Genomic DNA, 13,482 nt, shown 5'->3' with positions numbered 1-13,482 from the left:
AAAGAGTATTCTGAACGTACGATGGATTGATGAAGGAAGAACAATGAGTGCAGTCATCATTATTACAGGTGCTTCTAGCGGAATCGGATATGACGCGGCAGTGAGCTTAGCTCAGCAAGGGCATCGCGTGTACGCTGTGGCTCGGCGGGTTCAGCTGATGGAGCCGCTGAAACAATACGGTGTGACGCCACTATATGCTGATGTGACGGATGAAGAAACTATCAAGAAAGTGGTGGATTTCGTCCTAGCTGAAGCGGGCCGTATTGACGTGCTCATCAATAATGCCGGCTATGGGATGTACGGTGCGATTGAAGATGTCTCTTTAGCCGAGGCTCGACACCAATTTGATGTTAACGTTTTTGGGCTGGCTGCTTTTACTCGTGCTGTTCTTCCTGCGATGCGTGAAGCAAAGCGCGGAAGAATTATTAATGTGTCTTCTATTGCTGGACGTTTAACCACTTCATTTGGTGGTTGGTATCACGCCACAAAATATGCTTTAGAAGGGCTCAGTGATAGCTTGCGTATGGAGCTTGAACCCTTGGGCATTGAGGTGGTGCTCATTGAGCCTGGTGCTATTGCTAGTCAGTGGAGTGATGTGGCAATAGAGAATTTGGAGAGGGTTGCTGAGGGTGGAGCCTATGAGAATTCTGCTCGGGCGACTGCAGAGCGGATGCGTCAGCTTTATGCTCGGTGGGCTTCTGATCCTCAGGTGATTACTCGTGCGTTGGTACAAGCTGTCTCGGCTTCTCGTCCGAAGACTCGTTATGTTGCTGGTTTTGGGGCGCGTCCTCTTCTTTTGGCTCATTCTGTGTTGCCTAGCCGGTTGTGGGATAAACTCGCTCGCGGGAAATAATTTTCCTCAAATTCACAAAGTTGTAGCGATTTATGAAATATTAAGGCAAGAACCAACGACGAGATTCCTTCAGCCAATATGACGAATACTGGTGATTCTAGCCAAAAAGTTCCTATTGTTGCTAGAGGGATGGCAATTAAATAGGTACTAAAAGATGAGCCAACAGCAAGTACCCTACCACGGCCTTTAACTGTTAACATCTCGCCATAATTTTTTTCAATAAGGTATACCGGCACTGTTATGAGGAAGGCTAGAAGTAGATAACGAGTTAAATCTTTATTTAAGCTATCTGAAGCGAAAATTGATATAAACAAGGGCGAATAAAAAGCAAGTATCAATGCTCCAAGATACGTCGGTATCATAGCGTATCGCAATAAGCGTTGAGCGGTTTCGCGTAGGTCTGCTTTTCCTGAATATTTTTCTGAACGTCTTATTGCGTAAGCGTAAAAGACAAAAGTTCCAGATACACAAGCTTGGGGAATTCGACAGTATAAGCTCCATATTTTTGTAGCAACAGTAACTGCAGCTAAAGTTTCTACTCCAAATGTTCCTAAAAGAAAAATGACAGCAATAGTTCCTATATAGTCATTAAAATGGCGTATCCCAATTCCTGGAGCGGACTTACCGATTGTAGCGGATTCATCATAAATTTCTGTCCAGCTAGGTTTTCTAAAATCGGTTTTGCGTTGTTTTAAAGACTTGTAGAGAACCCAACCTGCAAGAATAGTATTACATATTTGTACTATAGTTGTTGTTGTTGATATTGCTGCTAGTGGTGAAGGAAATATTGTTTCTAGAGGTGTGTATAGTACTAACCCATTGAGAGCGGCATTAGCACCAAACCCAACTATTAGTAGTAGAAGACTCCAACTTTTTAGACCGCAGATTTTAAGTGATTCAGCAAAAAGCATAAAGACAATTGCAATAGGAAGGCTGATAAGCCTAATCCACGTATAATGAGAAGTAAGTGTAACGATGTCATCATCTTGGACAAATAACTGAAGAATAGGTTCTAGGGTAGACGCTATTAACAATCCCAATGCCGTTGCTGGGATGAGAAGAACTACCATAGCTCCTAAAAAAATATTAATTTTGTTTTCTAAGTTATTACAGCCTTCTTCTGAAGCAATATGGGCTGATAAGCTGTCAACTATTCCAAGTCCTAGAAGTGCAAATAATGCGCCCGCAATAATTTCTCCTAGTCCAACTGCTGCTATCGCGGGTGCTCCTTTGTGTGCAACCATCACAAGATCAACGGCACCATATCCTACACTAATAAGACCAGTTAAAAATATCGTTATGGTGTATGAACACCAAGTACGGGGTGTCAAGTCTGTGTGCCTCATCCATGTATCCTCTCGGGGTATCTTGTGCTCTTGCTTGAGTGTAGGGACGTCCTGCTGAACTGCATTTATTAATTTTCTAGAGCCGGAGATATGAACATTTATAGACATTGCTATTTATAACATTCACATGTGTTTTGAGAATTGCCAAAACGGTTATACTCCCGTTTTATTTAAGAGTCTTATTTCCTTTGAATCTATGTTGGATATTCGGACTCCGGTAGGATAGTTGAGCTATGCAATGCCACTATTTTGATACTCACCAATGTTTTTCGTGCACTGAACTGGATGTTCCTTACCCAGAACAACTTTCCGCTAAAAAACGTCATATGCGTGAACTAGCGGCAGGATACCCACAGATTAAGTGGCTCGACGCTGTTCCTAGTCAACAGAAAAACTTCCGAAACAAAGCAAAAATAGTGGTTTCTGGAACCAGCTATCACCCCGTACTCGGTATCGTTGATGGTTCTTCTGGGCAAGGGACTGACCTGAGCCAATGTCCTCTTTACGAGCCTGCGTTGTTAAAAGCTATGCCGGTTCTTAAAGAATTTATTACTCGGGCTCAGCTGACTCCCTACCACATTAAAACGCGTAAAGGAGAGCTCAAAAATATTCTCATGACAGCGTCTTCTTCGGGGGAGTTGATGGTGCGTTGCGTTTTGCGTTCTAAAAAGTTAATTGTTCCCATCAAACGTTCTTTACCGTGGCTTCAAGAACGTTTACCACAGCTTCGGGTTTTTTCTGTCAATCTTTTACGCGAACCGATTGCACGAGTTGAAGGTGATGAAGAAATTATTCTTAGCTCTGCCCAGACTCTTGCAATGACGGCGAACGATATCACCTTACATTTACGACCACAGAGCTTCTTCCAAACGAATTCTTCTGTTGCTGCAGCTTTATACCGTCAAGGACAAGAATGGGTTTCTGAACGTAACCCAGCAAGTCTATGGGATCTTTATTGTGGCGTGGGCGGGTTTGCTATACACGCAGCACAAGTAATGTCGTCAGACGCTCGTGTGACCGGTATCGAGATTAGTGCTGAAGCTATTGAGAGCGCTCATCGTACGGTGGCAGATATGGGTCTTAACAATACTCATTTTGAGGCAATGGACGCTACAGCCTTTGCTCTTGAGAGCCAGAAACGTGGGTTCTCTTTACCTGAGATGTTGGTGGTGAACCCTCCTCGTCGCGGTATCGGGGCGGTTCTTTGCCAGTGGATAGAACAATCTGGTATTGATACGGTGCTGTACTCTAGCTGTAACGCAAAGACGTTAATAAAAGATTTGCAGAATATGCCCTCTTATCAGCCAGTGCAAGGCAGGGTGCTAGATATGTTTGCTCATACTCAGCATTATGAGGTGATGGTTCTGTTACGTCGTCAAGATTATTCTTCTGAATCGTCGAGTGGATAGCATAGCTGAAAAGTTTTTGTAGGTGCGGTGGGGAGTACGAGCCGGTGAAAGAACTGGGTGAGTTGCCGATAACTGAGTGTTGTGAACCCTACCTTGTTGAAGAAAGTGTGGGCTTCGATATCGTCCTCTGGCACTTCTAAGGTGAGTGAGGTTTTTCCTTCTTCATGTGCGAATTCTTGAATCTTTTCCAAAAGTTCGGTAGCTACCCCTTGGCGTCGGTGATTGCGGTCGACAAGGAGTATTTCTACTCGTGCGGTGTACTCATCAATCTCTATTTTGCGTGAACGGTATATTCGTAGTGCTATCCAAAAGAGAAGGCTTTTGAAGTATGAAAATTCTTTGCGAATAGAAGCGTAGGGGATGGCTAAGGCGTGAGGATATTCTGATGTCTCGACAACAGCAAATCCAACAATTTTGCCATTTCGACGAACACTAAATGATTGTTCGGGGTTAAACCTGCGGATAATGAGGTGTATAGCTCTCTGTTGCTCTTCTGGTGTGCTGGATGGCCGGCGTACGAAATGATGGTATTTGTCGCTAATGAGCTGAGCAACAGCTTGTCTATCTGCTTTATTGAGCGATTCAATCATATGTTCTTACCGTTTCGACATGGTGACCTACGTAAAAACCCTACGTGGGGTGTGAGAAAATCCGCAATGACCAACGAGGTCTTATTATGTAGGATAGTAGACAATACGCCGTATAGTGTTTACCAAATAGGATTTGGAGATATTAAAATGAAAAAAGTTCAACGAGCTGACCGTCGAGTACGCAAAACTCAATCAGCGTTATACCTTGCCCTAGCGGATTTATTGCAACACAAGAAGCTCAGCTCCATCACTGTTAGCGAGCTAGCAGAGAAAGCTGATATTCATCGCGCAACTTTCTACTCGCACTATTCTGATATATCAGAACTCTACTCACAAATTCAAGAAAGTGCACTAGCAGAGCTCAGCAGTATTCTAGATCCAGACCCTGTTAACGGTAAAAATATGAATAGCCGTGAAGTGTTTGGTGCGTTCATGCAATTTGTGCAAGGTAATAAAGAAGTCTGCCGCATGCTCCTCACCCAACGTGGCGCTGGAAGCTTCTTTGAGGTGCTAAGCAATAGATTAGAACGTGAATATATTGATATCTTCTGGAGCTCTCTAAAAGGTGTTGTTCCAGCTCAACAGCTCTCTCTCTTTGCAAACTATCACTTGCAAGGATGCTTGGCGGTATTTACCATGTGGGCACAGCAAGGATACGAGACTCCTGCCGAGATTATTACCTCAACCCTTGCCACTATTGATACACATTACGATAAGTTGCTCAATGAGCTAGCTCAACAATAAGAATAACTTTCTTGCGATTCTTTGGACTTTGCTTTCTTAGCCTGAGGTGAGCACCCAACGTGGGTGTTGCGATAAAAATTCACAACAACTTACGGCGTATCGGTTGTTGTGGGTGCATGGTGCAGACATGAGATTATAGCTGCCTGCCTTGAACCGTACATGTAGTGATAAAGCATGTAAAGAACCATAAATTAGGTTTACTGTATTGAAAACATAGGTAAACCTAAATAGCATGTAGAGGGGTTTTCTCCGCCCCTCACACTCTTGGCAGGAAAAGGACGGTACATACAATGTCTCTCAAAACAATACCAACCTATACGTATAGGTATACCCCGTATGAAAAACGTGCCACATGGGAACTTAATCCACATCAAGCCGCGTTGCTCGTCCACGATATGCAGAACTATTTTATCTCCATCTTTGAAGATGAAAATAAAGGACAAATTCAACAGGCTATTCACAACACCTCTGCCCTCATCAACGCTGCACGAGATAGCGGAATCCCTGTCTACTACACGGCACAGCCACCACGCCAACATCCCGATGATAGAGCACTACTGACTGACATCTGGGGCGAAGGGCTACAAGAAGACGCTGACGCAGAAATTATTCCCGCACTAGCGCCTACCCAACAAGACACCGTCCTCACCAAATGGCGTTACTCAGCCTTCGCAAAAAGCACCTTCGAAGAAGACCTCAAACTCAGTGGCAGAAACCAACTAATCATCACCGGAGTCTACGCACACATCGGTTGTATGACTACCGCTCTTGACGCATTTATGCGCGACATACAAGTATTCTTCACCGCTGATGCCCTTGCTGATTTCAGCCAAAAAGAACACGAACTTGCCTGCGACTATGTTGCTCAACGATGCGGTATCGTCACCTCAACTCAAGACATTCTGACAGCATTATCTCGTCAGGACTAACCACCATGAATACCACAACACCACTTGTCATTGTTACCGGCGCCTGCGGTGGCATCGGCGCAGCCGTCACCCAACACCTTCTGACAGAAGGCTACGCCGTTCTTGCCTGCGATACACAAGAACAAATACTCTCAAACACACAACACCCCACTGAAAAATGTGAATACTACCCTTTAGATGTCACCGACGAAACCTGTGTACAACATCTAGGAGATTACCTTCGTCAACGTCGCCAGCCAGTACAAGGACTCATTAACTGCGCTGGGATTGTTCATGCTGCTCCTCTTCTCGAAACGACCCTAGAACAATGGCGCACCGTCCATGCCGTCAACGCTGACGGGGTATTCTTAGTCACTCGAGAAGTTGCCCAATACATGATAGAACAACAACCACAAGACCCGACAAACAGTCGAGGTATCGTCACTATCAGCTCAAACGCTGCAAACGTACCACGCGCCGAATTTGGAGCCTACGGAGCGTCAAAAGCTGCCGCAACACGAGTCACAACAAGTTTTGGGTTGCAACTTGCCCCACACGGAATCCGCGCAAATGTTCTATGCCCAGGAACAACACGCACTCCCATGGTCACCGATTCATGGAACGGCGAAGACCGCAGCCAAACACCCATTAAAGGATCATTAGAAAACTACCGTTTAGGAATACCCCTAGGACGTATCGCAGAACCAGAAGACATCGCAGAAGTCGCAACATTCCTTCTAAGCCCACGCGCTAAACACGTCACCATGCAAAGCCTTACCGTTGATGGTGGGGCAACCTTCTAAAACCTTGATCGGGGAATCAATGCTTCCTCATGCTAACCGTCCCCGTCTCGATAGAAAGAACACCATAACCCATGCCCACAAACGAGTACCCTGCCTTTCAATTCACCTATGGAGACACTTGCCTCAGAGCACTCGGACAGCTAGAACCAGTTAACGAAAAAGACGCTCTCAAACGTGCTCAAGAACGCGGAACTGGCGTTATCGGAGTCATCCCATTTGACCCTCAAGAACCTGCACTTCTATACGTTCCCGAAACGATTGAACGAACACCTGCCCCAACAGTTCAAGAAAAAACCTGCCCCAGCCCAACGCGTATTGAGGGTATCGACAACCCCGAATACCGCCAGAATGTTGGGAGAGCTGTCGAAAAAATGAACAACGGGGAACTCGACAAAGTGGTGCTCTCCCGTCTTCTTCATGTCTACTACGAAGAAGACCGCCCAACATTAGAGAACATTTACCATAACCTATGGGCACAACAACCACGCGCCTATGTGTTCTCGATGAAACTCTCCGACCAAAGCTACTTAATGGGAGCCTCCCCAGAACTTGTATTCGGCGTCGAAGACGGAGTCTTTACCACCTTCCCTCTCGCCGGAAGCTCACCCCGCACAGCTCCCATCGGGAGTACCGAAGACGCACAAATCGGTGAAGCACTCATGCGCTCAGCTAAAGACCGTGCAGAGCACGCTACCGTTGTTGCCGATATCAAAAGATGCCTATCGCCAGTGACCGAAGAACTTCATGTTCCGGCAACTCCGCAACTGATTAACACTCCGCAACTATGGCATCTGGCCACAAAAATTACAGGACGTCTCAAAGATGGTATGAGCGCTTTAGACGGCGCTCGAGCTATCCACCCGACTCCTGCAATTTGTGGCTACCCAACACATACGGCACGTCAGGTTATCCGCGAATTAGAAAGCTTCGAAAGAGGATTCTTCGGCGGTCTTGTAGGCTGGATGGACCCCTCTGGAGACGGACAATGGGCGCTCGTTTTGCGATGTGCTCAGGTTGAACCTGACCACATCACATTATTTGCAGGAGCTGGACTCGTCAAAGCCTCAACCCCAGATAGTGAACACCGTGAGACGGGAACTAAGCTCGGTTCCTTTGGGCAGGCCTTGAATATCAAGACCGTATCTTCATAGTGTGAGCCGGCAACAGACTTATAGCGTTTTGACACGTTGTGGGGATAACGGAATACTTTGCTTGATGTCGTAGGGCTTGGTAACGGGGTGTGCCTTGACTGTACGGTCTTGGTTTGTCGCTACGGCTATGACAAATTCACCTTGCACAAACCAGTGCAGATAAAACTGTTGTTGGTACCCCTCAATGTTGAGAGTTCCCGTCGCCTTATAGCCAGAGATATCGAGTAGGTTTTGGGGCGGGTCGAGAAGTTTCACCTGAACTTTTTGGGGGCCTGCTACAAGTCCGTGTCCGGTAGCTTTGAGGACGGCTTCTTTAGCTGTCCACAGTAACAACCTTAATAATGTTCGGTTCTCTTCTGGGCATTCGGCGATGATAGTTTTTTCTTCTTCGGTGAGAGTGACTTTGTCGTATCCGTCGAGGAGATTTCCGCGCATTCTTTCAATATCGATGCCGAGTAATTGAGCCTGTGGATCTTGACTGTCTTCTGCAAAATATGCTCCGGCAACCATTCCGTGGCTTCGTGACATATTGAAGTTAATACCAGAAATCCGCGGTTTTCCATGTGTTGCTTTTGGGTCACACAGCTGGCATGTCCTATCGACAGGAATATGAGCGGCGTGGGTGGGGCGAATATCTAATGCGCATGCGGCGATACACCGCATGAGGGTTTGTTGCGCGGCGTAATTGAGTGCATCCTCAGGGTTACGATACTGGGCTGCTTTCGTCTGTTCGGCGATACCAACATAGGACAACCATGTGATGCCGTGTCCTGAGCGAAGAATCGCTGACGGCAACATATATAGATGAACAGATTGTCGATCTGTCTGTGGGTATGCGCTCATACAGGCTATTCTAGATGTTTTTATGTTTGAACACCGGTAGCACCAGAAACACATAAGAGCGGATAAGCTAGGGTGTGAAGAATCTACGTCCTTGAGGAAGGTCTTGTTGAAATGACACAAGAGATTATTGCCGCAACAGATGGGTCAGCATTAATGAATCCTGGACCGGCTGGATGGGCGTGGTATATCGACCACGATAACTGGTCAGCAGGTGGATGGGAGCACGCAACAAATAATCAGGGTGAATTACGGGCGGTACTCGAACTCTTTGAAGCCACTGCACACCTTCCTGAACGTAAACTTACAGTTCTTTGTGATTCTCAGTACACCATTAACGCGGTGACTAAATGGTTGCCAGGGTGGAAGAAAAAAGGGTGGAAGAAAGCAGACGGTAAACCCGTTCAGAATCAAGAGCTCATTCAAGCGCTTGACCAAGCAATGCAAGGGCGGGACTACGAATTTGTGTGGGTTAAAGGGCACTCTGGGCAAGATATGAATGAGGCTGCAGATACTCGAGCTAGAGATGCTGCCCTGTCGTTTCAACAAGGAACACCGACACCTACTGGACCGGGCTTCAACCTTGACTTGCCCTCAGCAGATGAAAAGACTCCTCTGCCACAAGAAAAAAAGAAGGCTACCTCTGCCCTTCACGGTCAAGAAAGAGAAACCTTAAACATTGAGGATGCTCTTGAACTCGTTAAGGGCTATGAACAGACCCTGTATCAGCCTCACTATTATGAGCAGGAACAGTATTTAGAAAAAGTATTGGGAGAAAACTTCTGGTGGGTGACATATCAGGGGATACACACACAACGTTCACTCGCCGTGGAATATCGTACACGTGCTTTTTATGCGCACGACGAACCAACTTTTATCAGCTGTGAGATGCTGGGGGATTCTGTGATTCGTCTTTTGTCTCGTGTAAGGACTCGCCACGTTCTGGTTATACGTACCAGCTTATGGACTCAAGATACTACGAGTGAGTTAGGGTGGGTATTATCTTCACGGCAAGATACCGTGTGCCCTCAAGAACCCTAAAATTCTGGGGAAATACCTTAAGCTTTATCACGATTAAGTTAGGGCAGGAACACTACAGCCTAGAGCTGGTAGCGTTCCTGCCCCTGCGCTTACTATCCGAGGAACATGGCAGCGTTTGCTGATTCTGTATCAGCATAATTAACACCTGCACGTGAGAGCGCCTCATTAATGTGAGCAATAGACTGCTCTACTTGTTGTTGTGTTGCCCTCCACTGAGCAAGCACACCTTGAAAGTTGAGTGAAGCAGCACCAGTCCAAGAACCTTCTAAATCTTGTAAGGAACTGGTGAGCCCATTAACTTCTGCGATAATCGAATCAATTTGTGCGCGTGCCGTGGCGCTTTTCTGGCTAATCATCTCTGCGTCAACAAGGAACTGTGCCATGATGTCTCCTAAAAATGTTCTATAACGAAGTAGAAGAACGTATCTTCTGACTTTTACATTAGGGAGATAGACGTCATATCAGTAGCTCATTAGGAAAATTGTGGATAAATAGGTGCTATTAACGCGGTATGAGCTAATAATCCACAGACGCAGATGTGAAATTTATGTTTCACGCGAAACGCCATCTCCAGCGTAGCTGGGAAAGCGTAATCTGAAGGTTGCCCCTCCGCCAGTAGTTTCTAAGACCTCAACCTGTCCTTCATGCTGGGCAACGATACCGGCAACAATAGCCAGACCAAGCCCCGTGCCTCCCGTTTCACGAGTGCGCGAAGTATCAGCACGATAGAACCGTTCAAAAACTCTCTGGCGGTCTTCACCGTGGATACCTGGTCCGTGGTCTCGAACCTCAATCTGAGAGAATTGCTGACCGTCTTCCGTGCTGACTGTTCCGACTGCTATCTCAAGAGGTGAGCCCTGAGGAGTGTAGCGAATAGCGTTAGTCATTAGATTTGCAATGACTTGTCGCAAGCGAGAATCATCTCCATACACATAAGCACTTTCAGGGGTAGTGTGTCCTGATAGCCCAACCACTTGAACGGTTCTATCTGGAGACGTGGCAAAAGCGTCATGGGATGCGTCTTGAGCTAAATCAAGAAGATCAATAATGCGATTCTCTAACTCGCGACGCTCATCAATACGAGCCAGGGTGAGCAAATCCTCAATCAATTGCCCCATACGTTTCGACTCTGCTTCAATACGACTCATGGCGTTTGCTACAGCTTCTTCACTTTGTAAAGCACCTTGGCGATATAGCTCAGAATATCCGCGAATAGAGACGAGAGGAGTTCTTAACTCATGAGAAGCATCGCCCACAAAACGACGCATCTTCACTTCGGAGTTTTTCTGCACCTCAAAGGCTTTTTCGATATGGCTCAACATAGTGTTGAGAGAGGCTGAAAGATGACCAATTTCAGTGTATGGGTTGTATTTTTCCATACGCTGTGAAAGGTCACCTGCCGCGATACGTGCGGCTGTTTTTTCAACTCGAGCTAGTGGCTCAAATGCTCTTGTTACCATGACCCAACTCATGGCGACTGAGGCAAAGAGCGTTGCTACACCAAAAGTGAGCGTCAAAATAGCAACTAGTGCAACCACCGCATGCGTTTGTCTCAATGGTGTAGCAATAATGACAGAATAATCAAGGTCCCCATAATCAATGGGGAGAATACGCCACTCAGCTTTACCGTTAACAGATTTAACGGTGATTCCTTTATGAGAAAAACGGGACACCTTCTCATGCGTCCAGCCCGAAAGATCTGGTGTCGAACTTTGAATGGATGATGCTCCCACCAAAGACGAGAGCACTATTCCTTGGTCATCTAAAAGATACGCTTGATACCGAAGAAGAGAACTCGTGCTGGGTTGATGAGGTCCTTCTGTGAGATAACTTGTGAGAGTTTGAGCGTTTGAACTCATCTCCTCATCAAGTTGTTCTATCATTTGCCCACGTAGAGCAGATATAGCAACCAACGAGGTTACTGAAATTGCTAGGGCTAAGAGCAAGCTAGTTAAAAGAACCAACTGGGTACGCAAAGAGAGCGCGCCCAGTTGTCCTATTTTTTGACGAATCTTAGTCACAATAACTCACGTTTATTTTGCGGTGCGTAAGAGATACCCAACGCCGCGTTTGGTATGAATCATTGGTGGCTGATCTGGAATATTATCAATCTTCCTACGTAGGTAGGAGATATAAGACTCTACGATAGAAGCGTCCCCGTTGAAGTCATATTCCCAAACGTGGTCAAGAATTTGAGCTTTGGACAGCACGCGGTTTGGGTTGAGCATTAAATAGCGTAGTAGTTTGAATTCTGTGGGGGAGAGATCAATCTCTCGGTCTCCTCGAAATACTTCGTGTGCATCATCGTCGAGGATGAGATCTCCGACGCGTAGACGGGAGTCGTCTATTTCTCCTTGATGTGTTCGGCGTAATACCGCACGGATACGTGCAACGACTTCGTCAAGGCTAAAAGGCTTCGTGACGTAGTCGTCTCCACCTACTGTTAACCCAGCGACTTTGTCTTCGGTGGAGTCTTTAGCAGTGAGGAAGAGAACGGGGAAGAGTCTTCCTGCTGCACGGAGTTTGCGAGTGACGGTGAATCCATCAAGGTCGGGCATCATCACGTCAAGGACCGCTAAATCAGGGTTTTCACTCTCTGCTTTTTCGAGTGCTTCACGACCGTTAGATGCAGTGACAACCTCGAAGCCGGCGAACCTGAGTGAGGTTGCAAGTAATTCAAGGATGTTTGGTTCATCGTCAACGACGAGTAATTTTGCTTCAGGTTGATTTGTGTTCACGGTCTTATTCTCACTCTTAAAGCTGGGAGTCTGCTGAAAGACAGATATATATAAGCTGACTCTTTGCTAAGACTTTGAATGTCCTCTTTGCGCTTTACGCCCCACCATAGCCACCACAAGAGACATCACCAAACTCAAAAACCCCACCGGCAACAGCACCATCGCACCCCACGTCAAAACATGAGGAGCCTCACCTCTAAGCCATATGAGAAATAACATTACAACGCCGCTTAACACCCCAAGAACAGTGCATAGAGCACCACAAAAACTCAAAATAGAAACCGCCAATGAAGACGACATTACGGGAGAACTCTCAGTCATATACATACCGTATCAACCAAACACCGAGCAAAGTTTCTCATTTCACGCTTTAATAGAAGGTATGTCCCAACAGATAAAGAACGATACAATCCCCGCGGAGCCATCCACCTCAGAAGAGCATAGCTCCGCCCTATCTGAACACCCTCACGATGACAGCAACGCACACCCTCCTGCAACCACCCAGACTGCAGAACCAACACTAGGTGCACCCACTAAACGACGTCGAACTAGCAAAGTCGATACCGTTCTTGCTCAAGCAAAAGATATTGCGCTCGCCGGAATCCAAGAGATTACCTCCGCAGAAAACATCGGTATCGTTCACCACCTACGTGGAGAAGAAGAACGCCTCACCACACACCTCTTTGAATGCACGATGTCCGGATACCGAGGCTGGTTCTGGTTTGCGACACTTTCTCGAACACCGCGTTCTAAAATCGCCACCGTATGCGAAGTAGGACTTATCCCCGGAGACGATGCACTCCTCGCCCCAGCATGGGTTCCTTGGTCTGAGCGCATGAGCGCCATCGAAGAAGAAAACGCCGAAAACGCCGACCTCGAAGACACCACCGAAACTGAAGACCTCAACGACGCACAATAACCACACACATCTAAGGACTGATTTCTACGAGTAAGAGAACTCCACACGCCGAAACTCTCCCGCAGGAGAAAACCTCCTCACCCCCTGCAACAACGCTCACAACTGAACGCAACGGGCCCCAACCGGTACATGGCAAATCT

Annotated in this window: 15 protein-coding genes; 8 read left to right on the top strand and 7 right to left on the bottom strand. The window is 46.6% G+C overall.

All coding sequences use genetic code 11. The features are described from left to right. Nucleotides 1–43 precede the first annotated feature (43 nt). Nucleotides 44–853 carry an oxidoreductase gene (locus tag ACN08Z_RS00575; RefSeq protein ID WP_419102701.1) on the top strand — a complete coding sequence of 270 codons (810 nt, stop codon included), beginning with the start codon at nt 44–46 and terminating at the stop codon, nt 851–853. Here ACN08Z_RS00575 and ACN08Z_RS00570 read toward each other — a convergent pair. Beyond that, on the bottom strand, nt 802–2,184 hold the full coding sequence (locus ACN08Z_RS00570; protein WP_419102700.1) for an MATE family efflux transporter: 1,383 nt from the start codon (nt 2,182–2,184) through the stop codon (nt 802–804). The genes ACN08Z_RS00575 and ACN08Z_RS00570 overlap by 52 nt on opposite strands. 248 nt (nt 2,185–2,432) lie before the next feature. Here ACN08Z_RS00570 and rlmC point away from each other — a divergent pair, with 248 nt between their 5' ends. After that, entirely contained in the window at nt 2,433–3,608 is a 1,176-nt protein-coding gene (rlmC, locus tag ACN08Z_RS00565; RefSeq protein WP_419102699.1) for a 23S rRNA (uracil(747)-C(5))-methyltransferase RlmC, read from the top strand. Here rlmC and ACN08Z_RS00560 read toward each other — a convergent pair. Continuing rightward, nucleotides 3,581–4,198: a GNAT family N-acetyltransferase gene (locus ACN08Z_RS00560; RefSeq protein ID WP_419102698.1), complete on the bottom strand. Its 618-nt coding sequence runs from the start codon at nt 4,196–4,198 to the stop codon at nt 3,581–3,583. The two genes, rlmC and ACN08Z_RS00560, sit on opposite strands and share 28 nt — an antisense overlap. Nucleotides 4,199–4,345: 147 nt before the next feature. Between ACN08Z_RS00560 and ACN08Z_RS00555 the strand changes: the two genes are divergently transcribed. The 4 genes from ACN08Z_RS00555 (at nt 4,346) to ACN08Z_RS00540 (ending at nt 7,804) form a co-directional block, all read left to right on the top strand. Next, nucleotides 4,346–4,942 carry a TetR/AcrR family transcriptional regulator gene (locus ACN08Z_RS00555; RefSeq protein WP_419102697.1) on the top strand — a complete coding sequence of 199 codons (597 nt, stop codon included), beginning with the start codon at nt 4,346–4,348 and terminating at the stop codon, nt 4,940–4,942. A 290-nt stretch (nt 4,943–5,232) separates the two neighbouring features. Next, nucleotides 5,233–5,871 (top strand): isochorismatase family protein, encoded by a 639-nt coding sequence (locus tag ACN08Z_RS00550; RefSeq protein ID WP_419102696.1) that lies wholly within the window; start codon nt 5,233–5,235, stop codon nt 5,869–5,871. A 5-nt stretch (nt 5,872–5,876) separates the two neighbouring features. Next, on the top strand, nt 5,877–6,653 hold the full coding sequence (locus tag ACN08Z_RS00545; RefSeq protein ID WP_419102695.1) for an SDR family oxidoreductase: 777 nt from the start codon (nt 5,877–5,879) through the stop codon (nt 6,651–6,653). 71 nt (nt 6,654–6,724) lie between these two features. After that, a complete protein-coding gene (locus tag ACN08Z_RS00540) occupies nt 6,725–7,804 on the top strand; it encodes an isochorismate synthase (protein WP_419102694.1) in 1,080 nt (359 codons plus the stop codon). Nucleotides 7,805–7,822: 18 nt separating this feature from the next. Here the strand turns inward: ACN08Z_RS00540 and ACN08Z_RS00535 are convergent, their stop codons facing one another. After that, a complete protein-coding gene (locus ACN08Z_RS00535; RefSeq protein WP_419102693.1) occupies nt 7,823–8,647 on the bottom strand; it encodes a 4'-phosphopantetheinyl transferase family protein in 825 nt (274 codons plus the stop codon). A 111-nt stretch (nt 8,648–8,758) separates the two neighbouring features. Between ACN08Z_RS00535 and ACN08Z_RS00530 the strand changes: the two genes are divergently transcribed. Then, entirely contained in the window at nt 8,759–9,685 is a 927-nt protein-coding gene (locus ACN08Z_RS00530; protein ID WP_419102692.1) for an RNase H family protein, read from the top strand. Between the two features lie 92 nt (nt 9,686–9,777). Here ACN08Z_RS00530 and ACN08Z_RS00525 read toward each other — a convergent pair whose 3' ends face one another. The 4 genes from ACN08Z_RS00525 to ACN08Z_RS00510 form a co-directional block, all read right to left on the bottom strand. Then, nucleotides 9,778–10,068 carry a WXG100 family type VII secretion target gene (locus ACN08Z_RS00525; protein ID WP_419102691.1) on the bottom strand — a complete coding sequence of 97 codons (291 nt, stop codon included), beginning with the start codon at nt 10,066–10,068 and terminating at the stop codon, nt 9,778–9,780. A gap of 162 nt (nt 10,069–10,230) precedes the next feature. After that, on the bottom strand, nt 10,231–11,706 hold the full coding sequence (locus ACN08Z_RS00520) for an ATP-binding protein (protein WP_419102690.1): 1,476 nt from the start codon (nt 11,704–11,706) through the stop codon (nt 10,231–10,233). 12 nt (nt 11,707–11,718) lie between these two features. Further along, a complete protein-coding gene (locus ACN08Z_RS00515; RefSeq protein ID WP_419102689.1) occupies nt 11,719–12,423 on the bottom strand; it encodes a response regulator transcription factor in 705 nt (234 codons plus the stop codon). A gap of 66 nt (nt 12,424–12,489) precedes the next feature. Continuing rightward, nucleotides 12,490–12,744: a hypothetical protein gene (locus ACN08Z_RS00510; RefSeq protein ID WP_419102688.1), complete on the bottom strand. Its 255-nt coding sequence runs from the start codon at nt 12,742–12,744 to the stop codon at nt 12,490–12,492. 61 nt (nt 12,745–12,805) lie between these two features. On the opposite strand from ACN08Z_RS00510, the gene ACN08Z_RS00505 reads away from it, so the two are divergent. Next, complete coding sequence (locus ACN08Z_RS00505; RefSeq protein ID WP_419102687.1) at nt 12,806–13,342, top strand: DUF3027 domain-containing protein; 537 nt, start codon at nt 12,806–12,808, stop codon at nt 13,340–13,342. Nucleotides 13,343–13,482 lie beyond the last annotated feature (140 nt).

Origin of the sequence: Rothia sp. P7181 (assembly GCF_048513015.1) — a bacterium.
In the GTDB taxonomy this organism is placed as follows: domain Bacteria; phylum Actinomycetota; class Actinomycetes; order Actinomycetales; family Micrococcaceae; genus Rothia.
The sequence above is the reverse complement of the archived record's forward strand: the minus strand, read 5'-3'. Positions and strand labels throughout refer to the sequence as shown.